Annotated in this window: 21 protein-coding genes and 2 pseudogenes; 11 read left to right on the top strand and 12 right to left on the bottom strand. The window is 68.2% G+C overall.

Translation table 11 applies throughout. The features are described 5' to 3' along the window. Positions 1–228 precede the first annotated feature (228 nt). From NBRGI_RS41610 to speD, 4 genes are all read left to right on the top strand, one after another. Complete coding sequence (locus NBRGI_RS41610) at positions 229–1,176, top strand: PAC2 family protein (protein WP_029903598.1); 948 nt, start codon at positions 229–231, stop codon at positions 1,174–1,176. Positions 1,177–1,211: 35 nt separating this feature from the next. Next, the gene (locus NBRGI_RS41605; RefSeq protein WP_029903597.1) at positions 1,212–3,710 is read left to right on the top strand and encodes a DEAD/DEAH box helicase; all 2,499 of its coding nucleotides are present in this window, start codon (positions 1,212–1,214) and stop codon (positions 3,708–3,710) included. A 171-nt stretch (positions 3,711–3,881) separates the two neighbouring features. Next, positions 3,882–4,994: a type III PLP-dependent enzyme gene (locus NBRGI_RS41600; RefSeq protein WP_029903596.1), complete on the top strand. Its 1,113-nt coding sequence runs from the start codon at positions 3,882–3,884 to the stop codon at positions 4,992–4,994. A gap of 38 nt (positions 4,995–5,032) precedes the next feature. Then, positions 5,033–6,235, top strand: a complete 1,203-nt coding sequence (speD, locus tag NBRGI_RS41595; RefSeq protein ID WP_029903594.1) for an adenosylmethionine decarboxylase — start codon at positions 5,033–5,035, stop codon at positions 6,233–6,235. A 57-nt stretch (positions 6,236–6,292) separates the two neighbouring features. On the opposite strand, the gene NBRGI_RS41590 is transcribed toward speD, so the two are convergent. The 3 genes from NBRGI_RS41590 to NBRGI_RS41580 all read right to left on the bottom strand — a co-directional run bounded on the left by NBRGI_RS41590 (position 6,293) and on the right by NBRGI_RS41580 (position 7,898). Beyond that, positions 6,293–6,496 (bottom strand): tautomerase family protein, encoded by a 204-nt coding sequence (locus tag NBRGI_RS41590; RefSeq protein ID WP_029903592.1) that lies wholly within the window; start codon positions 6,494–6,496, stop codon positions 6,293–6,295. Continuing rightward, entirely contained in the window at positions 6,496–7,242 is a 747-nt protein-coding gene (locus tag NBRGI_RS41585; protein WP_029903590.1) for an SDR family NAD(P)-dependent oxidoreductase, read from the bottom strand. The genes NBRGI_RS41590 and NBRGI_RS41585 overlap by 1 nt, the downstream gene beginning before the upstream one ends. Positions 7,243–7,307: 65 nt before the next feature. Then, positions 7,308–7,898: a TetR family transcriptional regulator C-terminal domain-containing protein gene (locus tag NBRGI_RS41580; protein WP_029903588.1), complete on the bottom strand. Its 591-nt coding sequence runs from the start codon at positions 7,896–7,898 to the stop codon at positions 7,308–7,310. A gap of 148 nt (positions 7,899–8,046) precedes the next feature. Here NBRGI_RS41580 and NBRGI_RS50055 point away from each other — a divergent pair. Then, positions 8,047–8,880: pseudogene (locus NBRGI_RS50055) on the top strand (endonuclease domain-containing protein); the annotation flags it as partial. Positions 8,881–8,972: 92 nt separating this feature from the next. Here NBRGI_RS50055 and NBRGI_RS49490 read toward each other — a convergent pair. Both NBRGI_RS49490 and NBRGI_RS41560 read right to left on the bottom strand, forming a co-directional pair. After that, a complete protein-coding gene (locus NBRGI_RS49490; protein ID WP_051728438.1) occupies positions 8,973–9,428 on the bottom strand; it encodes a gamma-glutamylcyclotransferase family protein in 456 nt (151 codons plus the stop codon). Positions 9,429–10,277: 849 nt separating this feature from the next. Continuing rightward, positions 10,278–11,186, bottom strand: coding sequence for a hydrogen peroxide-inducible genes activator (locus NBRGI_RS41560; RefSeq protein ID WP_029903585.1), 909 nt, complete (start codon positions 11,184–11,186; stop codon positions 10,278–10,280). 124 nt (positions 11,187–11,310) lie between these two features. Between NBRGI_RS41560 and NBRGI_RS41555 the strand changes: the two genes are divergently transcribed. The 3 genes from NBRGI_RS41555 to NBRGI_RS41545 all read left to right on the top strand — a co-directional run bounded on the left by NBRGI_RS41555 (position 11,311) and on the right by NBRGI_RS41545 (position 13,314). After that, positions 11,311–11,898, top strand: a complete 588-nt coding sequence (locus NBRGI_RS41555; protein ID WP_014986752.1) for a peroxiredoxin — start codon at positions 11,311–11,313, stop codon at positions 11,896–11,898. 52 nt (positions 11,899–11,950) lie between these two features. Further along, complete coding sequence (locus tag NBRGI_RS41550; RefSeq protein ID WP_029903584.1) at positions 11,951–12,490, top strand: carboxymuconolactone decarboxylase family protein; 540 nt, start codon at positions 11,951–11,953, stop codon at positions 12,488–12,490. Between the two features lie 149 nt (positions 12,491–12,639). Next, positions 12,640–13,314 (top strand): PhzF family phenazine biosynthesis protein, encoded by a 675-nt coding sequence (locus NBRGI_RS41545; RefSeq protein ID WP_029903582.1) that lies wholly within the window; start codon positions 12,640–12,642, stop codon positions 13,312–13,314. A gap of 500 nt (positions 13,315–13,814) precedes the next feature. Here NBRGI_RS41545 and NBRGI_RS41540 read toward each other — a convergent pair whose 3' ends face one another. The 4 genes from NBRGI_RS41540 to NBRGI_RS41525 all read right to left on the bottom strand — a co-directional run bounded on the left by NBRGI_RS41540 (position 13,815) and on the right by NBRGI_RS41525 (position 17,062). Continuing rightward, positions 13,815–14,516 carry an anti-sigma factor gene (locus NBRGI_RS41540; protein ID WP_029903579.1) on the bottom strand — a complete coding sequence of 234 codons (702 nt, stop codon included), beginning with the start codon at positions 14,514–14,516 and terminating at the stop codon, positions 13,815–13,817. Next, a complete protein-coding gene (gene sigK, locus NBRGI_RS41535) occupies positions 14,509–15,213 on the bottom strand; it encodes an ECF RNA polymerase sigma factor SigK (RefSeq protein WP_029903577.1) in 705 nt (234 codons plus the stop codon). Before sigK ends, NBRGI_RS41540 begins: the two co-directional genes overlap by 8 nt. A 49-nt stretch (positions 15,214–15,262) precedes the next feature. Beyond that, positions 15,263–15,940, bottom strand: a complete 678-nt coding sequence (locus NBRGI_RS41530) for a DUF5134 domain-containing protein (RefSeq protein WP_029903575.1) — start codon at positions 15,938–15,940, stop codon at positions 15,263–15,265. A gap of 84 nt (positions 15,941–16,024) precedes the next feature. Then, complete coding sequence (locus tag NBRGI_RS41525; protein WP_063726388.1) at positions 16,025–17,062, bottom strand: AraC family transcriptional regulator; 1,038 nt, start codon at positions 17,060–17,062, stop codon at positions 16,025–16,027. 285 nt (positions 17,063–17,347) lie between these two features. Between NBRGI_RS41525 and NBRGI_RS41520 the strand changes: the two genes are divergently transcribed. Next, a complete protein-coding gene (locus NBRGI_RS41520) occupies positions 17,348–18,076 on the top strand; it encodes an SDR family NAD(P)-dependent oxidoreductase (RefSeq protein WP_051728437.1) in 729 nt (242 codons plus the stop codon). 6 nt (positions 18,077–18,082) lie between these two features. Here NBRGI_RS41520 and NBRGI_RS41515 read toward each other — a convergent pair whose 3' ends face one another. Then, on the bottom strand, positions 18,083–19,714 hold the full coding sequence (locus NBRGI_RS41515; protein ID WP_029903572.1) for an acyl-CoA synthetase: 1,632 nt from the start codon (positions 19,712–19,714) through the stop codon (positions 18,083–18,085). Between the two features lie 139 nt (positions 19,715–19,853). Here NBRGI_RS41515 and NBRGI_RS41510 point away from each other — a divergent pair, with 139 nt between their 5' ends. Then, on the top strand, positions 19,854–20,366 hold the full coding sequence (locus NBRGI_RS41510; protein ID WP_051728436.1) for a GNAT family N-acetyltransferase: 513 nt from the start codon (positions 19,854–19,856) through the stop codon (positions 20,364–20,366). Between the two features lie 41 nt (positions 20,367–20,407). On the opposite strand, the gene NBRGI_RS41505 is transcribed toward NBRGI_RS41510, so the two are convergent. Next, on the bottom strand, positions 20,408–21,631 hold the full coding sequence (locus tag NBRGI_RS41505; RefSeq protein ID WP_029903570.1) for an aminotransferase family protein: 1,224 nt from the start codon (positions 21,629–21,631) through the stop codon (positions 20,408–20,410). Between the two features lie 82 nt (positions 21,632–21,713). Further along, the gene (locus NBRGI_RS41500) at positions 21,714–22,340 is read right to left on the bottom strand and encodes a Pr6Pr family membrane protein (protein ID WP_029903568.1); all 627 of its coding nucleotides are present in this window, start codon (positions 22,338–22,340) and stop codon (positions 21,714–21,716) included. Positions 22,341–22,467: 127 nt separating this feature from the next. On the opposite strand from NBRGI_RS41500, the pseudogene NBRGI_RS44780 reads away from it, so the two are divergent. Beyond that, positions 22,468–22,697: pseudogene (locus tag NBRGI_RS44780) on the top strand (hypothetical protein); the annotation flags it as partial.

Raw genomic sequence — 22,697 nt, 5'->3', positions numbered from 1 at the left:
GTGCCAAACTCCCGGTGCCCGCCCGCGGTGCCACGCCGCGCGCCGGGAATGCGCGGCACGCCGGAGCTGTTGGCTCGTCGTATGGGTCGGTGTCCGACCGTGCACGGTGGCGGTCACCGGCATGGGGGACAATGGACATGGTCCCGTCCCGGTCGGCCGCTCTCGAACGACATCCCTGTCGAGCGCCGAGCAGCACCGGTGCAGGAACCGCGCAGGAAGGAGTACGCGATGGAGCACGAGTCGCGAATGTACGAACTGGAGTTCCCCGCTCCCCAGCTGTCGTCCGACGACGGCGCCGGTCCCGTCCTGGTGCACGGGCTGGAAGGCTTCACCGATGCCGGGCACGCGGTGCGGCTGGCCACCACGCACCTGCGCGAGAGTCTCGAAAGCGAACTGGTTGCCTCGTTCGATGTGGACGAGCTGCTGGACTACCGCTCCCGCCGCCCGCTCATGACTTTCAAGACCGACCACTTCTCCGAGTACGCCGAGCCCGAGCTGAACCTCTGGGCCCTGCGCGATACGGCGGGCACGCCGTTCCTGCTGCTCGCGGGCATCGAACCGGATCTGCGCTGGGAGAAGTTCACCACCGCGGTGCGGCTGCTCGCCGAACAGCTCGGCGTGCGCCGCAGCATCGGTCTCAGCGCCATTCCGATGGCGATCCCGCACACCCGCCCGCTCGGTGTGACCGCGCATTCCTCCGACCGCGATCTGATCCCCGAGCATCAGCGCTGGCCGGGCGAGCTGCAGGTGCCCGGCAGCGCGTCCTCGCTGCTGGAGTACCGGATGGCTCAGCACGGTCACGAATCGGTGGGCTTCTCGGTGCACGTGCCGCACTACCTGGCCCAGACCGCGTACCCGGAGGCGGCGCAGACGCTACTGGAGAACGTCGCCGACAACGCGGGTCTCGACATCCCGCTCGCCGCGCTCGGCGAGGCCGCCGCACGCGTGCGCGAACAGGTCAACGAGCACATCGCGGGCAACTCCGAGGTGGAGACCGTGGTGCACGCGCTGGAACGCCAGTACGACAGTTTCGTCAGCGCGCAGGAGCGGCAGTCGAGCCTGCTCGTGGGCGACGGCGAGCTGCCCAGCGGTGACGAACTGGGCGCCGAGTTCGAACGGTTCCTCGCCGAACAAGGCGGCTACGAGGGCGGTACCGAAACAGACGAGCAGCGGTAACAAGCCTCCGCACACCGGCACGTAGGGTGTGCGGAGTGGATTTGACCGAGCTGCTGGAGATACCGGGAACCGACGCCGACGCGTTGTACGAGTCCTTCGGGGCTTGGGCCGCCGAGCAGGGCACCCCGCTGTATCCGGCGCAGGACGAGGCGCTGCTCGAATTGGCCTCCGGTGCCAACGTCATCCTCGCGACGCCGACCGGTTCCGGTAAGTCGCTGGTCGCCGTCGGCGCTCACCTCATCGCGCTCACGCAGGGCAAACGCACCTACTACACCGCCCCGATCAAGGCGCTGGTCAGCGAGAAGTTCTTCGCGCTCTGCGACGTGTTCGGCGCCGAGCGGGTCGGCATGGTGACCGGTGACGCCGCGGTCAACGCCGACGCTCCCATCATCTGCGCCACCGCCGAGATCCTCGCGAACCTGGCCTTGCGCGAGGGCGCGGCCGCCGATGTCGGCCAGGTCGTGATGGACGAGTTCCACTTCTACGCCGACCCGGATCGCGGCTGGGCCTGGCAGGTCCCGCTGCTCGAACTGCCGCGCGCGCAGTTCCTGCTGATGTCGGCGACTCTGGGCGAGGTCGATTTCTTCGCGAAGGATCTCGAACGCCGCACGGGCCGATCGACGGCGGTCGTCGCGGGCACGGAACGTCCGGTACCCCTGACCTTCTCGTACGCGCGCACGCCCATCACCGAGACCCTGGAAGAGCTCGTCACCACCCACCAGGCTCCGGTGTACGTGGTGCACTTCACCCAAGCCGCCGCGCTGGAGCGAGCGCAGGCGCTCACCAGTGTGAACTTCGCCACCCGGGCCGAAAAGGACGCCATCGCCACGGCGCTGGGCGAGTTCCGGTTCGCGTCCGGTTTCGGCAAAACGCTCTCCCGGCTGATCCGCCACGGCATCGGCGTGCATCACGCGGGCATGCTGCCGAAGTACCGCAGGCTGGTCGAACGCCTCGCGCAGGAAGGGCTGCTGAAGGTCGTCTGCGGCACCGACACCCTGGGCGTCGGCATCAATGTGCCGATCCGCACAGTGCTGCTCACGGGACTCACCAAGTACGACGGCGTGCGTACCCGCAGGCTGAAAGCCCGTGAGTTCCATCAGATCGCGGGCCGCGCCGGCCGCGCGGGCTACGACACCATGGGCACCGTCGTGGTCCAGGCGCCCGAGCACGAGGTGGAGAACACCCGGCTGCTCGCCAAGGCCGGCGACGATCCGAAGAAGCAGCGAAAAGTGGTGCGCCGCAAGCCACCCGAGGGTTTCGTGTCGTGGAGCGAAGAGACCTTCGACCGGCTGATCGCGGCTCAGCCGGAGCCGATGGTCTCCCGCTTCACCGTGACGAACTCGTTGCTGCTCAACGTGATCGCGCGGCCGGGCAACTGTTTCGACGCCATGCGGCACCTGCTCGAGGACAACCACGAACCGCGTCCCGCACAGCGCAGACACATCCTGCGCGCCATCCGGCTCTACCGCGCGCTGCGCGACGCCGGGGTGGTGCAGCAGCTCGACGAGCCGGACGCGCAAGGCCGGCGCGCCCGGCTCACCGTCGACCTGCAACGCGACTTCGCGCTGGACCAGCCGCTGTCACCGTTCGCCCTGGCCGCCTTCGACCTGCTGGACAAAGACGCGCCCGGCTATACCCTCGATGTGGTGTCCCTCATCGAATCCACGCTCGAGGATCCGCGCCAGCTGCTGATGGCTCAGCAGCACAAGGCGCGCGGTGTGGCGATCAACGAGATGAAGGCCGACGGCATCGAATACGACGAGCGGATGGAACTGCTCGAAGAGGTCACCTGGCCCAAGCCGCTGGCCGAGCTGATCGAGCCCGCCTTCGAGACCTATCGCGCCGGGCATCCCTGGGTGTCGGAGTTCGCGCCGTCGCCCAAATCGGTGGTGCGGGACATGATCGAACGATCGATGACCTTCGCCGAGCTGATCTCGTTCTACGAGCTGGCCCGCTCGGAGGGCGTGGTGCTGCGCTATCTCGCCGACGCCTACCGCGCGCTGCGCCGCACCGTGCCCGATGCCGCGCGGACCGAGGAGCTCGAGGACATCACCGAGTGGCTGGGCGAGCTCGTCCGGCAGGTCGATTCGAGCCTGCTCGACGAATGGGAGCAGCTCACCAACCCCGGCGCCGAGACCGACGCCGAGCAGCTCGCCTTCGGCGCGGAGACGGTCCGGCCGATCTCGGCGAACGAGCGCGCCTTCCGCGTGATGATCCGCAACGCCATGTTCCGCCGCGTCGAGCTGGCCGCGCTGCGCCGCTGGGACCTGCTCGACGAGCTCGGCACCGGCCCGGACTGGGCCGCCGAATTGGCCCCGTACTTCGCCGAATACGAGCGGATCGGCACCGGGCCGGACGCGCGCGGACCGCAACTGTTCCAGATCGAACGAAGACCCGGATTCTGGCAGGTGCGTCAGGTTCTCGACGACCCGGCGGGCGACCACGGCTGGTCGATCGTCGCGTTGGTGGACCTGGCCGAGTCCGATGCCGCCGGTGAGATCGTCTTCGATGAACTCACGGTGTCCGCGGGCTGATCCGCACCGCCGCCGGCTCCGATCTCTACAGAATCCATACAGGTCATCGACTACTTCCCGCCGCTTTTCGAGGGCAGAGTCGGCCTGTGGTCAACGTGAGGTTTGACGGATTCGTTTCTGGGTAGGGGCCGCTGCTACTCTTCCCGCTGCTGCCCGAGCGAAAGATCAACTATGCCCGAATCACCGTTCCTTGTCATCTACCCCGAGCGAGTGCGCGAGAACTACCGCGCGCTCCGTGCCGCCCTGCCCACGGCACGAATTCGCTTCGCGGTCAAGGCAAGCCCGGTGTCGGAGCTCATCCACGTGCTCGACGAGGAAGGCGCCGAGTTCGACGTCGCCAGCATCGGCGAGATCGAGCTGTGCCTCGCGCTGGGCGTCGAGCCGCAGACGCTCTGCTACGGCAACCCGATCAAGAAGGCCGCCGACATCGCCCGCGCGTACGCGCTCGGCGTGCGCCGCTACGCCTTCGACACCGAGGACGACCTGCTGCGCATCGTGCAGCACGCACCGGGCTCGGAGGTCGAATGTCGTTTCCTCGCTTCGGCTCCCGAGTCGCGCACCCCGTTCGGCACCAAGTTCGGCTGTGCGCCCCATGAGGCGCTGCGGCTGCTGGTCCGGGCGCGTGACCTCGGGCTGACGGTCGCGGGGCCGTACTTCCACGTCGGCTCCCAGCAACTCGACCCGAACGCGTGGCGGATCGGCGTCGAACAGGCGGGCCGCATCGTACAAGCCTTGGCCGACAAGGATATTCACGTCTCCTCGGTGAACATCGGCGGCGGCCTGCCGATCGCGTACGCCGACCCGGCGCCCGCGCTCGACGAGATCGCCACGGTGGTCGGCGCCGCCGTGGCCGAATACCTGCCCGCCACCGCCGGTTTGGTGGTCGAGCCCGGCCGCGCGCTGGTCGGGTCGGCGGGTGTCATCCACGCCGAGGTCGTCGGCGTGCGCATCGCGCCGGACGGCCGGCGCTGGGTGTATCTCGACATCGGCCGCTACAACGGCATGGCCGAGACCGAGAACGAGTACATCGCCTATCGATTCGTCACGGATCGGGACGGCGACCCTGTCGACGAGGCAGTGGTGGCTGGTCCGACCTGCGACGGAGACGATGTACTGTATCAACGCACGCGGGTCCTGTTACCGACCACGTTGCGAGCCGGTGATCGCATCCAGATCCTCGACACCGGCGCCTATACCGCGAGTTATTCGTCGGTGTCCTTCAATGGTTTTCCGCCCTTGACCGTGCACGTCTCGGGCGCTGAACCTACCCGCCCCGCCGGCTGACGCCGGCTGCCAACCCCTAGGCGAGAGTGAGTATGCCCATGACGGCAGATTTCACCGGCTGGCATGTGCTGGCCGAGTTCGGTGGTGTCGACGCGGCCCTCTGCGACGACCTCGAACAACTCGAATCGGCGTTGCGCGAGTCTTTGATCGCCGCGGGCGTCACCATCTGCGATGTCGTACACAAGAAGTTCGATCCGCAGGGGGTGACTGTCCTCGCGCTGTTGTCGGAGTCTCACGCCTCGATTCACACTTATCCCGAGTCCGGCGACATCTTCGTCGACGTCTTCACCTGCGGCAGTATCGGCGCCGGTGCGTCGAAAGCCGTCGAACTCCTGCGAGACAAGCTCTCCCCCAAGGATGTTCGCATGCAGGTGATCCGCCGCGGGCACGGCTCGCAGCGGATCGAGGAGCCGGTGGGCGCGGGCCTGACCCGCATCTGGGACCTGCACGAGGTGATCGTCGACACCCGTACTCCGTTCCAGCACATGGTGATCGCGCGGACCGAGCAGGGCATCAGCCTGTTCTCCGACGACGATCGCCAGTCCACCGAGTTCTCCCAGCTGACCTACCACGAGGCCATGATGGTGCCCGCCTTCGTGCTCGCCGAGAAGCTGGACAAGGTGCTGATCATCGGCTCCGGTGAGGGTGTGGCAAGTCAGATGTCGGTCGCCGCGGGCGCGACCCTGGTCGACCACGTCGACATCGACCAGCTCGAGGTCGAGCTGTGCGCCGAGCACCTGCCCTACGGCTACACCAGCGACGAGCTGGCCGCCGCGGTCAAGGGCGAGGGCCCGGTCAAGGTGCACTACGCCGACGGCTGGGACTTCCTCGCCGACGCCGCGCAGGCGGGCACCCGCTACGACGTCATCGTGATCGACCTGCCCGACGAGCGGGTAGAGGACGCGCAGCACAACCGCCTGTACGAGTCGGAGTTCCTGTCCCGATGTCGGGCGCTGCTCGCGCCCGGCGGCGTGCTCACCGCGCAGGCGGGCTGCGCGACGATGTGGCGCAACGAGACGCTGAAGCGCTCCTGGGCTCGGTTCCACGAGCAGTTCGGCACCGTCGTCCAGTACGGCAGCGACGAACACGAATGGACCTTCCTGTTCGGCCTGAACGAGCGCATCGAGGATCCGGTCCAGGGCATGACCGATCGTCTGGTCACCCTCCCCTACCGCCCCGAGACCATCGACGCTCGCGCGCTGGTCCGCGGCGCGATCGAACCGCACGCGCTGCGCGTGTAGCTCCTCGCGAACGCCCCACCGGCCGGAAATCCGTTGGCCGGTGGGGCGTTCGGCTGTTCAGGACCGGCTGCGCCGGTACTCCTCCACGTCGACGCCGCCCACACCCCAGTTCGCGAGTGCGACTTCGTCGATCACCACGAACGTGGTGGCCGGGTCCTTGCCGAGCACCTCGCGCAGCAGTTCAGTGACGCCCGCGATCAGCCGGGACTTCTGTTCCCGGGTGACGCCCTCGTCGGTGACCTTGATGTTGACGTAGGGCATCAGGCGGCCCGCCCCGAGATGTAGCCGCCGTCGACGGGGAAGATGTGTCCCGTGGTGAACTCGGCGTCGGCGAGATACAGCACGGCGGCGGTGGTTTCGGAGACCTCGCCGATCCGGTTCAGCAAAGCCAGCCGCGCCGAGGCGGATTCGTCGCCGTCGCCGAAGAGCGGGGTGCGGATGACCCCCGGAGCGACGGCGTTGACACGGATGCCGTCGGCGGCGAGTTCGGCGGCCAGGCTGGTGGTGAGCGCGTGCACACCGCCCTTGCTGACCAGGGCGGCGGAGGCGGGCAAGCCGGCCAGCGCGTGCTCGACCAGCACGGTCCCGATGTTCACGATGCTGCCGCCCGTCTGCTGCTCGCGCAGCCGGCGGACCACCGCCTGGGTGGTGAAGTAGGTGCCCTTGAGGTTGCCGTCGATATAGCTGTCGAGTTCGGCCTCGGTGACGTCCACGAACGGCGTCGCGCCGAAGATGCCCGCGTTGTTCACCAGCACGTCCACGCCACCGAACCGGTCGACGGCGGTACGCACGAGCTCCGAACCCGTTGCGGGGGAACCGATGTTGCCCGCGACGGTCGCCACGGCGGCCGGGGCGCCGAGCTTCGCGGCCACCTCCGCGAGTTTGCCCGCGTCGCGGCCGTTGAGTACCACGTTGTCGCCGCGCGCGACGAATGCGCGCGCGATGTCCTGTCCGATCCCGCTGGAGGATCCCGTCACGATCACCGTCTTGGTCATGTTCTTCCTCATCTCTTTAATACGACCGGTCGTCTTGGAATAGATATGGCGAGACCCCTGAGAGTTCGCGCCGCCTGTCAGGGTCGGAAGTAGTCGTCCAGCAGCCGGTTCAGGCACTTGTGCAACGGATCGAGCGTCCGGTCGATCTTCATCCGGATCACCGCGCCCTCCCAGGATTCGAGCAGCAGATCGGCGAGTTCGGTCGCGTCGATATCGGCACGGATCTGCCCCGCCGCCTGCGCCGCGCGCAGCTGCTCGGCGACCCGATCCCGCCACGCGCCCCACGCACTCGACAGCGACTCCCGCAGCAGCTCACTGCCTTCCAGCTCACCGCCGAGATTCGCGATCAAGCAGCCGCCGGTGAAATCCGCCGCGACGAACTCGCCCATCAGACGACCGAAGAACGCGCGCAGTCCGCTGATCGGATCCGCCGCCGCCCCGAACGCCTCGGTCAGGTTGCGCTGCACACACAGCGAGTGATGCTCGATCACCGCCCGCCCGAAACTCTCCTTGCTGTCGAAATAGTTGTAGAACGACCCCTTGGGCACCCCGACCTTGTCCAGCACCTGCTTGATCCCGGTCCCGTGGTACCCGCTGCTCAAGAACCCCGCAGCCCCCTCCTCCACCAGCAGCTGCCGAGTATCTCCACTCCGTCGAGGTCGCGCCATGCACCCAATATACGACCGGTCGTCTAGGAACGCCAACTCGACCTGAACCGGCGATCAGGGGGAACTGGTGGCGGCATCGGCCGAGAAGGCTCCACCACCAGTTCCTCCTCGCCGAAACTGTCGGTACCTAGCGGCATAGTGGGGGCGCATGGGGGCACTCGACGCACCGTTTCCAGGATCTTGGGCGCTGGCCGCCGGGCTGATTTCTCGATGGGAACTCCGGCACAACTTCGTGCGGGTATTCCCGGATGTCTACCTGCCCAAGGGATACCCGCTCGACGCGGCGGCGCGCGCCCGCGCGGCGGCGCACTGGGCAAAGGGTTCCGGCATTCTTATCGGACTCTCGGCCGCGGCGCTGCACGGCACTCTATGGCTCGACCCGGACGAACCCGCGGAAATCGCACGGCGTACACACTGCAAGCCACCTGCCGGAATTCGCGCCGTCCGCACGGTGCTCGACCCCGCCGAGTGCTGCGAAATAGATGGTTTTCAACTGACTACGGCAGCGAGAACAGCATTCGACATCGGTCGCGGATCGACTCGTGAGCAGGCTGTACCGCTCCTCGATTCACTCTGCCGGGCCACAGGGGTGACGCCGTCGGAGATCGAGTCCTTGGTTCGCGCGCATCCTGGTGTACGCGGCGCCGCTCGCTTGCCGAAAATACTGGGACTACTCGACGGTGGGGCGGAATCTCCACCGGAATCACTCACGCGGATGCTGCTCATCGATGCCGGGTTCCCGCGTCCCACAACACAACTGGTCATCCGCGATCCCTACGGATCGTTCGTCGCCCGGGTCGATATGGGATGGGAGCGCTGGCACGTCGCCGTGGAGTACGACGGCGCCCAGCACTGGACCGACCCCGCACAACGGACCAAGGACATCGACCGCACGGCGACATTGGAGTCCCTGGGATGGCGTGTCGTACGGGTCAACGCGACCCTTCTCCGCCGCCGCCCGCACGTGATCCTCGACCGCGTCTGCGCCGCGCTTCGCTCCCACGGCTGGACGAATGATCAGGGGGAACTGGTGGCGGCATCGCCCGAGAAGGCTCCGCCACCAGTTCCCCCTGATCACTCGTCCAGTGCGGCGCGGCGCCAGGCGCGGGTGTGCACCACGAAGGAGGCCAGGTGGGTGCGGGCGAAGGTGGGGGCGTCCCAATTGTCTTGTGCCACTGGGCCGGTCCATACGTAGGTCCACGGCGCGATGGGTGCGTCTCGTAGGGGGATGGGGCGGAGGTCGTAGTCGTCGTCTTCGAAGGTGTCGAGGGTTCGCCACTCCCCTGGTGTGAGGCCGGTGATGACGACTCCGTGGGCAACGGCGTCAGCCTGCGGGACCAGACCCGGGTAAAGCAGGCCTGGTAGTGCGGCGGCGCGCCAGCCCACGGCGGCGGCGGGGGTGAGCGTGGGTACGCGGCCTAGCAGAACCTCGAGCATTTGCGGGAACTGCAGTGTCCCGTAAGCGAACAACGATTGTCCGGCGCCGTTCACTGCGGACAACCGAGCGTCTCCACCGTCCCGCGATCCCATCGAGCGATGGTCTCCCGTCCCAGCCGTTCGCGCCAGTCGGATCGGTTCCTGGCAGTCGGGCACCACGTCGACGGAGCCCCGCAGCGAGTTCCGGTCATCCGTGCGCAGCGTTCGCCCAGCCCGTAGCCGTGCCACCACCAGTTCCCGGCGGCCCCGATAACCCCACACGCACCGCTCGGCGGCCGGCACCCGAAAAGGGGACGTGCCACACCCGAAGCTACGACCACTGCTGCGGCGTCGGCCGCGCCCTCGACGTCGTCGGCGACCACTGAAGCCTGCTGCTATTGCGCGAATCATCCTCGGGCCCAAGCCGGTACAGCGACCTGTTCGCCGACTTGCCCGGCATCAGCACCGATATCCTCGCGACCCAGCCCAAAGGAAACCTCACCGGGTGGCCGACGCGCCGTGTCGTCACGCTCCGCCAGTGCCCGGTAGCAACTCGGCGATCGCCTCGTGTGCATCGGCATAGCACGCCGGATCTCCGAGCGCGATCTCCACATCGAAGTACTGACGAATCTCGTCCCGAAACCGTCGATCAGTTTCCCGGACGCAGCCCCAACAGCAGGTATTCGCGGACCACCGGCTCGTAGGCCGAGCGCTCGGATTCGGCGCCGCTCGTGCAATCGGCGGCAGCGGGGCAGTTGCTCGGCACCTAGCGGCCCCACTCGACATCGGATAACTCGGCTCGACGACACGCACCGAGCAAACGCTGCGCCGCAGACACTTCCACGGAACCGGGCGGTCTACCCCGGGCGCTGAGTGCGGGCAATAACGGCGAGATTACCCACTCCGCTTGTCGACGCGCACCGACACCGCTGCACCGCAGGCACTTCCGCGAAGCCGGGCGACCTATCCCGGGCGCTGGGTGCGGATGATGGCGGCCAGGTATTCGTAGTCGTCGGCTCGTGCGGTGGAGGTGCGGTAGGCGAGGCCGATGGTGCGGCCCGGGGCGGGGGTGGCGAAGTGGGCGGTATCCAGTGTGCCGCGGGCGGTTTCGGCGGCGACGGCCATTTCCGGGATGAGGGTGACACCGAGACCGCCTGCGACGCACTGCACCACCGTCGCCAAGGACGCGGCGCGGGTGTCGCCGACCGCCGCCGGATGGATTTCCGCGGAACGGCACACATCGAGGGTCTGGTCGCGCAGGCAGTGCCCCTCGTCGAGCAGCAGCAGCGGCAGCGAGTCCAGTACCGAGGGCGCCAGATCCTTCCGTCCGGCGAGTTCGTGACCGCGCGGGGTGACCAGCACGAATTCTTCGGTGTACAGAGGTATTTCGACCAGACCGGGCAGATCGGCCGGTAACGCGAGCAGCGCGACGTCGAGCACGCCGGTGCGCAGCCCGTCCAGCAGCCGCGCGGTCTGATCCTCGATCACCTGCGGGTGCAGCGCGGGTAACTTCTTGCGCAACTCCGGGAGAAGGCCGGGTAGCACATACGGGGCAACCGTCGGGATGATGCCCATCCGCAGCGACCCGCCGAGCCCGTCGCCGGTCGCCGACGCGACGAACCGGTCCGCCGCCTCGAGTGTCGCCATCGCCTTGGGCAGCAAGCGCATCCCCGCCGCGGTGACGAGCACGCGCCGCGTGCTGCGCTCGATCAGCTGCAGCCCCAACCCGTGTTCGAGGGCCGCGAGCGCCTGCGATAGCGTGGGCTGGCTCACACTGAGCCGCGCTGCGGCAGTGCCGAAGTGGCGGTATTCCGCGACCGCTACGAACGCACGCAGCTGTGACAGGGTCGGCTGATAAGTCTGATCGGTCACGGCTATCAGTGTAGTGCGACTGATCACCTTTACCTTTCACTAGCCCTTCGGCAAGATCGAAAGGGAGCTTTTCTGCTTTTCTGCACAGTGCTAGCAAACCCACCCAGAACTGAGGAGATTAGGCATGGCCTTGCTGACCATCGGCGACCAATTCCCGGCATACAACCTCACCGCCGTCATCGGAGGTGACCTGTCCAAGGTCGACGCTCAGCAGCCTGACGATTACTTCACCACCATCACCAGCGACGATCACGCGGGCAAGTGGCGCATCGTGTTCTTCTGGCCGAAGGACTTCACCTTCGTGTGCCCGACCGAGATCGCCGCGTTCGGCAAGCTCAACGAGGAATTCGCGGACCGCGACGCGCAGGTGCTCGGCGCCTCCGTCGACAACGAGTTCGTGCACTTCCAGTGGCGGGCCCAGCACGAGGATCTGAAGACGCTGCCGTTCCCGATCCTGTCCGACCTCAAGCGCGAATTGGCCACCGCCACCGGCGTTCTCAACGCCGACGGCGTCGCGGACCGGGCCACCTTCATCGTCGACCCGAACAACGAGGTCCAGTTCGTGTCGGTGACCGCGGGCTCGGTCGGCCGCAATGTCGACGAGGTGCTGCGGGTGCTCGACGCGCTGCAGTCCGACGAGCTGTGCGCCTGCAACTGGAAGAAGGGCGATCCGACCATCAACGCGGGCGAACTGCTCGCCGCGAGCGTCTGACGCAAACCCGCAGAACTACGAAACTCAGTGAACCAGAGAAGGATTACGACATATGAGCATTGAGAACCTGAAGAACTCCCTCCCCGAGTACGCCAAGGACCTCAAGCTCAATCTGTCATCGCTCGCGCGCACCACCGTGCTGAACGAACAGCAGCTGTGGGGCACCCTGCTGGCGTCGGCGGCCGCGACCCGGTCGGCGACCACGCTGCGCGAGATCGCCGAGGAAGCCGCCGACGTGCTGTCCGAGCAGGCTTACAACGCCGCGCTCGGCGCCGCCTCGATCATGGGCATGAACAATGTCTTCTATCGCGGCAAAGCGTTCCTCGACGGGCGCTACGACGACCTGCGGGCCGGTCTGCGGATGCAGATCATCGGCACGCCCGGGGTCGACAAGGCCGACTTCGAGCTGTGGTCCTTCGCGGTCTCCTCGATCAACGGCTGCCAGCACTGCCTGGAAGCGCACGAGCACACGTTGCGTGAGGCGGGCGTGTCCCGCGAGGTGATCTTCGAGTCGCTGCGTGCGGCCGCGATCGTCGCCGGGGTCGGCCAGGCTGTGCAGTCGACCGAAGCGCTGGCCGGCGCCACGGTCTGATCGCTCGGGTACCGGAGGCCGCCGTTTCGCTCACCGAAACGGCGGCCTTCTCGTTCGCACGCCACTGACCAGCGCCGATTCGCCGCAGGGCACGTGGTGTACATCACGCGGGCGGTTGCTGTCGCCGGTGCCGAGTAGGCTCGGCGCTCATGGGGACACAGGTAGATGTTGTGCGGGTGTTCACCGACAGCGCGGGGCGTTTCGGGAACGAACTGGGTATCGCGCGGGCCGCCGACGTGGCCGCCACCGAGCACCAGGCGCTCGCGGCCAAGGCCGGGTACAGCGAGACCGTCGTGGTCGAGGACGCGGTGAACGGCGTCGCCCGGATGCGGATCTACACGCCGACCGTCGAATTGCCTTTCGCCGGGCACCCCAGTGTGGGCACCGCCTGGTGGTTCGCCGAGCACCACACCGCGATCGAGCGACTCGAGGTCCCGGCCGGGCCGGTCGCGGTGGAGCTCGCCGAGGGTCTCACCTGGATCACCGCCCGCGCGGAGTGGACACCGAACTTCACCTTCCACGAACTGCGCGACGCCGAGGAGCTCGCCGCGCTGCGGCCGGACGACTTCACCGGCGGCCCGCACTATCTGTGGACCTGGACCGACCAGAACCGGGGGACGTTGCGGTCGCGCATGTTCGCGCCCACCCTCGGGATCGCCGAGGACGAGGCGACCGGCGCCGCCGCCGTCGCCATCACCGCGCAGCTGCGCCGCAGCCTGATCATCACCCAGGGTCAGGGTTCCCAGCTGTTCACCGGCTGGGACTCCGACGGCTGGGTCCGCCTCGGCGGCCGAGTCGTCGCCGACCAGGCCGTGGAGATCTGAACCGCTGCCCACCCGCAACGAGTCCCGTTGCGCACCAAAGGGTGTCCGCGCGAATCGGGCAGACACGCGCCGCGACGGACCCCGCGACAGGCTCGGTACACATGCAGGGCATCAGCTGCTTCCGATGCACCCGCTGCCGTCTCCCGGCCTAGCGCGTGTCGACACGCAAACCTCGACTCCCCGTACCACTTCCGCGGCGGCGCACCCGTGACAGCGGCCCAGAAGTGGGGCAGCTCCCGAGCAGTGGCTCTACGGTGGGCGCCGCGCAATATTTCGCACCCCGCGCGCGTGTCGCTCGGCTGACACGCGCGCGGGACAACGAGATGCGCGCAGGGTAACGAGACGCGCACCGAGCAACGAGACGCGCACCAGGCGACGAGACGCACGCGGGACAACGAGAGGCGCCCGGTGGCTGTCGACGTCGCCTACCCCCGACGGCTCCACCAGGATCGCGCGCGGCGCGAACCGCCGCAAACATCTCGAACCCGTCCCCACCAACCTCAGGGCAACACCACCCCCGCGATGGGACTTGTTGTCGGCGCGGGCGATCCCCCCGAGGGTTCCACGCTGATCGCCAGTTGCTCGCCCGGGGCGAATGCTGTGACGAATGGTTTTGCGGCGGAGGGCAATTCAGCAAGCACACCGGCTGATCGGGGTTGGGCGCCGGCCAGCAACCAGACCTGGTACACCTGGCCGGCGGGTGGTTGCGCTACCCCGTCGAAGGCGACGCGGGCTACTCGCTGCTGGGGCGAGACCTCTACGACGAGCGAGCCGCCGCCGGTGACCGGTCCGGCGAGGGTGCGGGTCGCCTGCTCTGCGCTCGGCACAGGCGAGGGCGTGTCGTTGATCCGGTCGGCGACCACCACACCACCGATCACCAGGCACGCCGCGGCGGCGACCGGGACCGCCCAGCGCATGCGCCGCGACCATCTCGAGGACGAACCCGACCGTTCGTCCGGCAGCGCGGCCAGAATCCGGGCCTCCAGTTCCGGCGGCGGTTGCTGCGCGTCGAGGGCGGCGACCCGCGCCATCACTTCGCGCATCCGCCACACGGTGTCCAGAAAGGTTTGCCGCACAGCGGGATCGGCGGCTTCGAGCCGCTCCTCGATATGTCTGCGCTCGATCTCGGCGACGGCGTCGAGCGCGCACGGATAGGCGAGGTCGAGTAGTTCCGCGTCCGAGCGCGGCGGGACCTCAGCCATCGACGCCTTCTCCGGACAAGCATTTCTCCAGTCTCTTCAACCCGTCACGGATACGGGTTTTCACGGTGGGCAACGGTACCGAGAGATGATCGGCCACTTCACGGTACGTCCGCCCGGAGTAGTAGGCGAGGGCGATCGCTTCCCGCTGGGTCGGGGTGAGCGTATCCAGGCAGTCGGCGACCGTCCGCTCCTCCATTCGCTGTGTCACCGATTCGGCGACCACATCGTGGTCCCGGCCCGCGTGCGCGTGCGCGAACGCCAGGTCGCGCCCGGCCGCGGCGGCTTCGGCGCGCACCCGGTCGACCGCTCGGCGATGCGCGAGCATCATCAGCCAGCCGATCGGGCTCGACAGTGCCGGGTCGTAGCGTGCGGCGTGCGACCAGACCTGTAGGTAGACCTCCTGCGCGACTTCCTCCGCGGTGGCGTGGCTGCGCAGAATCCGCACGGCGAGCCCGAACACCCGGGCGCTGGTGCGCCGGTAGAACTCGGTGAACGCGGCCCTGTCCTCGGCGCCGATCGCGGCCAGCAGGGCGCTCAGTTCGCGGCTGACGAGCGCGGATCGCTGTCGAGCAACGGCGCTCGGCCGTGGACACGCGACGATCGCCGCATCCTCGCCGATACCGTCCGGCACCAGGTCTGCGAACCGGTACCAGGGCGCAGAACCGGTCTTGCCGATGGCCGAATCACCTGCCTGCATAGACAGGGGTTCGGTTTGCGATGGCGCGCGGATTGGTCTGCGGCGCCCGTCAACTCGAAACCGCGGCGATCAACATGTACGCGGTGCCGAGGTCCATCACCGCGTGCGGCACCATCGCCCAGCGCCGGCGCGGACCGGCCAGCAGCGCGACACACCCGCCTGACCTGAGCACAACACCCAGGTAGCCAGGCGTGTCGACGCCCGGACGGCCGAACCAGCCCAGCACCGTGACGAGCAGTGCGTCCGCGGCGAACAGCCCGGCGAGCACCAGCGCGGGCACCGGGGCGGGCCCGTCGGCGTGTCCGGAGGGAACATGCCCGGACATGGCGTAGAGCATCGCCGCGGCCGTCACCGTGTGATACCCGAGCGGGACCAGTCGGTCGGTGGCCGGCGACCGCTGCTCCTCGGTGCGCGGTTCCGCGAGGCGCGCCAGCAGCAACGCCGCGAAGACCACCGTCAGCGCGGTCAGCACACTGCGCAGGGCGATCGGGTTCGCCTCGGCCGGGAACACCAGCATCGCGAGCATGACCAGGCACATGATCAGGTGCGCGGCGTCGGATTCGGCGTACCCGCCGCGCGGCGCCGGTCCCGATACACCGTGCCGGCGAACCTGTTCCGGCACCGCGACCGGTGCGACCATCCGCCCCACCACGATTCCCGCCGTGAGCAAGAAGGCCGCGACCACCGCCCACCGCAATCCGGCGTACTGCTGCACGAACTGCGCCATACCCCACCACCTTTCGCCGCGGCGACCGGGGATCTGTCCCCTTCCATGCTCGCATTGATCGCAACTGGGGAACGGTGAACGACGTCAGTGGCTCACCGACGTCCGGTACCGATCGGCGGCGGTTCGCGCGAAGCGCCCCGGCGATACACCTCGCCACTGCTTGAACGCGTTCGAAAAGCTCGGTGCGCCTGAATATCCCATCCGGTAGGCGACATCCTCGACGGTCAGTCCCGTCGCGAGCAACTCCTCGGCGAGGGTGCCGAAGGTTTCCGCGCAGAGCCTGCGGTATGAGGTGCCTTCATCGGCCAACCGGCGGCGCATGGTGCGCAGGCTCATGTGCAGTCCGGCGGCGACCTCCTCCTGACTGAGCCGGCCGTTCATCCGGTGCATCAGGACCGAACGCACCGAACCTGCCACCCCTTGGCGCAGGCCGCGACGTTGCAGCAGCTCGTCGCACTGCTCCTCGAAGAGCTGCGCGGTGAGCGGACTCGCCTGCGGCATCGGCGCATCCACGTCGGCGGCGTCGAACACGGCCAGTTGCAGTTCGGCGGATTCGGTGCTCGGGATCTCGAACTGTTCCAGGATCGGCGCCAAGCGCGGAGCCAGCCCCCCGGCGATCTCGGCGCGCAACACCGGCGGCGGCACGCCGAACACCAGGAACCAATTCGTCAGCAGCGCTGAGACATCCCGCTCGGCGAGGAAGGCGCGCAGATCGGCAGGCAGGTCACGGTCATCGCCGTAGAGCCAGATCTCGTCGTCGCGGTACACATGCCAGGCACGCGCGAAAGAGGTCATCAGGCTGAAGTAGCGCATGGCGACGTCGATGGCCTGACCCATGGTCGGGCTGCTGAGCACCGCGAGCGCGAACACCCCGAGGGTGGTGATGTGCGTGCGAGAGCCGGCCTCGAGGCCGAGGCCCGGCGGATCGCCGAGCCGCGTGACGAGATTGCGGACGATGCCCAGCTCTTGTGCCGCGGTGATTTCCGCACCGGGCGTCTTCAGCAGGCGGGGGTCGACTTCCGTGCCGTGCAGGCACTGCGACTGGGTCAGACCGTGATCTTCTCCGAGCTCGACGAGGATCACCGCGTGTGTCACCGACCGCCGCCACTCCCATGAGGCCACGTATCCATCGTTGCTTGCTATGGCCGATATGCGCAAGGTTTTTGGCCGGAGATCGTATGTTCCGCTGCCCCAAGGTCATTGGTTACCGGCAACAAAACCGTCCGACCGGTTCTGAACATGACACATCAGTGGCCGCAACTCGCAATCGGATCGGCCGATGTCGGCATGGACAGCATCGACCCTGTCCGCATTGGCCGGATTGCGCAAGCTCATGACCCGATATCGCATGGAACGCCACCCAGCGACACCCTAGCGTTGGACAGAGACAAAGGTGGGCAGAACGAAATGTCTCGAAAAACACTCGCTGGCAAACGGATCGCGATCACCGGGGGCGCGCACGGCATCGGACGCGAGACCGCGCTGGCTTTCCTGGCGGAAGGAGCCGACGTCGTGATCGGGGACGCGGATGTCGGCTCGGTGCGCGCGGTGGCCGACCAGCTCGCCAGGATGCACGGCGGGATCGTGGTGGGACTGGCCCTCGATGTCACCGACAGCGCCCGGTTCGCGAGCTTTCTCGGCTACGCCGAACGCAAGCTCGGCGGGCTCGACGTCGTGGTGAACGCCGCCGACGTGACGCCGTCCGGTCCGTTCCTCGCCGAGACCGAGGCCGAATCCGACCACCAGATCGATATCAACCTGCGCGCGGTGATCACCGGAACCCGTTTGGCCGCTGAACGATTCGCCGTCCGCGGGCACGGCCAGATCGTGAACATCGGCACCGCGGCCGGCGTGACCGCGGCGCTGGGTGTCGCGGTGTACTGCGCGACCAAGCACGGCGTGGTCGGACTCGGCGCGGCACTCGATCACGAACTCGCCGAGCGCGGTGTCACCGTCAGCACGGTGGCGGCCGGGTCGATCACCGATCCGGTGGCGGTCGCCGATGCGGTGGTCGAGGCGGTGGTCCGGCAGCGGGGCGGGCTGATCAGTGTGGCCGCGCCCAGGGGCCTGCGAGCCTTGCGGCCGCCGAGCGAGCTACTGCGCCGCTTCTTCGCGCGCAACGGGCGGGCGCGCTGACCTCCGTCACAGCTCGCGCAGCACGCGTTTGAGCACCTTCCCGGTGGGATTGCGCGGAAGTTCGTCGACGAACAGCACGTCACGCGGCACCTTGAACCGGGCCAGATGCGCTTTGACGTGCTCGCGCACCTCGTCCTCGGCCAGGGTATGTCCTTGCCGGACCACCAGGACCGCGCGCAGCCGCTGCCCGTACCGCTCGTCCGGCACGCCGAACGCGCTCACCTCCGCGACCGCCGGGTGCGCGGCGAGCAGCTCTTCGACCTCGCCGGGGAAGACGTTCTCACCGCCGGACACGATCATGTCGTCGTCGCGGCCATCGATGAAAAGCCTGCCCGCGCTGTCGAAGTGGCCGACATCCCCGCTGGACATCAGCTTGCCGACGCGCGCCTTGTCCCCGCCGCCGGTGTAGCCCTCGAACTGGAAGTTGTTGCCGACGAAGATCCGTCCGGTCTGTCCCGCCGGCAGTTCGTTGCCGTCGTCGTCGAGGATCTTCACGGTGGCGCTGGAGACCGGACGACCCACGCAGCCGGGTTCGACGGCCAGATCGGCGGGCGTGGCGATGGTCGCGTAGGCCACCTCGGTGGAGCCGTACAGGTTGTAGATCACCGGGCCGAACGCCTCGGTCACCCGGGTGCAGAGGTCGGCGCCCAGCTGCGAACCGGCGACGAAGATGATCCGCAGCGCGGAGAAGTCGTGCCCCGCACGAGCTCGAGGCCCCAGATCGACCAGGCGTTGCAGCATCACCGGCACGGCGATCAGCGAGGTGGCGCGATGGCGGTGCATGCTGTCCAGCACCGCCTGCGGGTCGAATCGGCGGCGCAGCACCAGCGTGGAACCGAACCCGAGCGCGAGGGCCACGTGCGCGAAGCCGAGCGTATGGAACAGCGGCGCCGGGCATTCGGTGATCTCCTTGGCCCGGAACGGCACCTTGTCGAGCAGCGCGCCCAGCGGCGCGAGGGAGGTCGGGTCCCGTCGCGGCGCGCCTTTCGGCGTTCCGGTCGTGCCGCTGGTCAGCAGGATGACCTTCGCGGTGGTGGTGGCGCGGCGCAGCGGGGTCCGCGGCGCGCCCGCGATCAGATTCTCCAGAGTGCCGACGCCGGGTTCCTCGGCCCAGGCCCGGAAGCGCCCGCGCGGCGCGGTGAGATCGCCGAGGATCTCGGTGTACTCCTCGTCGAAGACCAGCAGGTCGGCACCCTCGCGCGCGACCACCTCGCGCAGCTGCGGGCCCGCGAAATCGGTGTTGAGCAACACGATTCGAGCACCGCACTTGGCCGCGGCGAACACCGCGTAGTGGAAGCCGCGGTGGTTGCGGGCCAGGATCGCCACGGTCTCGCCGTCGCGCAGGCCGCGCACCCGCCAGGCATTGGCCAGCGCGGTGGTGCGCTCGTCGAGTTCCCGGAAGGTGAGCGTGCCCAGTTCGTCGATCACCGCGGCGCGATCCCGGTAGCGCACCGCGGCCACCCCGGTGAGCCCGCCGAGCAGGCCGGATCGATAGACCGCCGCACCCATCCTGGCCAGCCGGTCCGGCCATTCCGGCGTCACCAGACCGGCCCGCACCGCCAAAGTGGCGTAATAGGTTTCGTCGACGGCCCGGCGCGCGACCACCGCGGCCTGGGTGGCGACTTCGGCGAGCTTCATCATCTGACCCCCTGGCCGGACAACCGCGTCCATCCAAAAGTGCGGGCGAGTGCCTTCACAGTAAAGCGCGTCCGGCGGTGTCCCGTCGAGCACTCGTTTTCCGGATGCGAGCGGCCACCCCGCGCGGCAAGATCGACGGATGTCCAGCGATACCGACCAGTCCGATACCGAGGCTGCGCAGACCTCCGACCTCGCCTTGCGCATCGTCGTCGACGATCTATCCGGACCGGAGATCGCCGCACTGCTCACCGAACACCTCGAGGACATGGCCGCGAACTCCCCCGCCGAGAGCATGCACGCCCTCGATCTGGATGCGCTGCGCCGCCCGGAGATCACCTTCTGGACCGGTTGGGACGGCACGGTTCTCGCGGGGTGCGCGGCGCTGAAGGAGCTCGACGCCGAACACGCCGAGATCAAATCCATGCGCACCGCCGCGACGCACAAACGACGCGGCGTCGCCTCGATCCTGCTGCGGCACTTGCTCGCCGAAGCCAGGGCGCGTGGCTGTCGCAGAGTCAGCCTGGAGACCGGCACGCCGGAGTACTTCGCGCCCGCGCAGCAGCTTTATGCCGCACACGGTTTCGTGTCGTGCCCGCCCTTCGGCGCGTACCGGACGGACCCGTACAGCAGGTTCATGACGCGCTTGCTCTGAAAACCGCCACGCCCCTTGTCCTTCGGGATGCTCGAGAAGGTTCAGCCGAGTGCGGCGGTGAAGCCGGCGACCAGCTCGTCGACCTGCTCGTCGGTCATCACGAACGACGGCGAGATCTGCATCGCGCCCTGGCCCGCCGCGCGGCTGGAAACGCCGTGGGCGCGCAGGGTTTTCACCATCGGCAGCCCTTCGGCGGGGTCCACCAGCTGCACCGCGGCGACGGCGCCCAGTCCGCTGCGCACCTCCGCGACACGGGGGTGCTCGGCCAGCGGCGCCAGCTTGGCGTGCAGGGTGGACTCCAGGCGCGCGGCCTCGGCCAGCAGGTTCTCCCGCTCGACGATGTCCAGGTTGGCCAGCGCAGCGGCGGCCGACCCCGCGTGCCCGCCGTAGGTGTAGCCGTGCCGCCACCAGACACCGCCGCCGAAGAACGGCTCGGCGACGCGCGGAGCGATGAACACCGCACCCATCGGGAGGTAGCCGGAGGTCAGGCCCTTCGCGGTGGTCATCAAGTCGGGCTCGAGGTCGAAGCGCGACGAGGCGAACCACGAGCCGCCGATGCGGCCGAAACCGGTGACCACCTCGTCGGCGACGAAGAGGATGTCATGATCACGGCAGATCCGCCGCACCTCGGCGAGGTATCCCTGCGGCGGCAGGTAGATGCCGCCCGCGCCGATGATGGGCTCGCAGAAGAACGCGGCGATGCGTTCGGCGCCGATCTCCTCGATCAGCGCGAGCAGCGCCTTGGCGTCGTCCCAGTCGACGGTGCGCGCGTCGGCCATCAGCTCGCCGTAGCCTTCGCGGTTGACCGGGATGCCCGCCAGCGCGGTGCCCGCGACGTGCATGCCGTGATAGGCCTTGCTGCGCCCGACCACGATCGTCTTGTCCGGGCGGCCGAGCTCGTGCCAGTACCGGCGGGCCAGCTTGGCGGCGGTGTCCACCGAGTCCGAGCCGCCGGAGGTGAAGAAGATCTTGCTGCCCGGCACCGGCGCCAGCGCGGAGAGCCGTTCGGCCAGTTCCTGGGTGGCCGGCTCGGCGAAGTCGCCGAAGTTGGAGTAGTGCGCGATCTGGCGCAGCTGTGCGGCGACCGCGTCCGCGATCTCGCCGCGCCCGTGCCCGACGTTGGTGAACCACAGTCCGGCCGTGGCATCCAGATAACGCTTGCCCGCGGCATCGTAGATATAGGCGCCCTCGCCCCGGGCGACGACGAACGCGCCGTCCCGCTCGACCGCACCCATGTCGGCAAAACCGTGCCATAGCGAGTTCATGTGTCCACCTTTACCTCAGGAAGGTGTCGCCCAACGAATCCCGTCGCCCGGGTATGGCCAGTACCACGTTCGCCCGGTCCGCTCATGACGCGCGGTAGCGGGCCCGGCCGCCGACCGCGGCGATGGCGACGGCCAGCAACGTGAAGACGCCGGTCAAGACGATCAGGCCGATGGTCAGGGAGATATAGCCCTGACCACGCGGATCGATGAACGGATACGGGTACCAGTCCACGAGCGGACCGCGGATCAGGGTGTACGCGCCGTAGATCAGCGGATAGACGAGCCAGAGCGCGATCAGGCGCGGCGACAGCGCCACCCGCGCACTGGCCGGGACCAGCACCCAATCGGCCACCAGCACGATCGGCAGCACCCGGTGCATGACGTCGTTGATCCAGCGATCGGTCAGCATCACGTCGATATTCGCCAGCAGGACCGCGTAGATCACACCGGTGATGAGCAGATACAGCGTCGTCGCGCCACGCACCACCTGCCAGCGGTGACTTTGCGGGTCCACCAGGCCGCCGATCAGCAGCACCAGCACACCGAGCACGTTCGACTGAATCGTGAAGAAGCTGAAGTAGTTTCCGAGAGAGAAGGCGTCCTCGTGCAGATCACGCAGAGGAATCCAGGCCAGCGCGACGGCACCGAGCACACCGAAGACGACCCGCAGAATCCGATAGAACAAAGCCGTGCCCGTATCGGCGCTCATCGCCCGATCCTCGCATATCAACCCGTGTTCACCCGGCAGATCCGGACGAACGGCACATCTGTGGCAACCCTGACGCGCCGCCTACCGGAAATACCGGTTGCCTTCCTTCGCTACGCTTATCGATGCAATGACCAGGACAGCTGATACCGGACCCCGCGAGCTCCGCACCCGCCTGGCGAATCTCTCCCTCCGCGACGAATACCGGCTGCGCCGCCGGCTCGACCGGGCGCGCGGCGGCGACCTCGGCGCGGTCGAGGCGGAGATCGCCGCCGCGGAACTCCGCATCGACGCGCGCCGCGCGGCGGTGCCGCACGATCCGCTACCCGGAGCAGCTTCCCGTCACCCAGCGCCGCGACG

It is taken from the genome of Nocardia brasiliensis IFM 10847 (assembly GCF_000710915.1).
In the GTDB taxonomy this organism is placed as follows: domain Bacteria; phylum Actinomycetota; class Actinomycetes; order Mycobacteriales; family Mycobacteriaceae; genus Nocardia; species Nocardia brasiliensis_A.
This window is presented reverse-complemented; position numbering and strand designations above follow the sequence as displayed.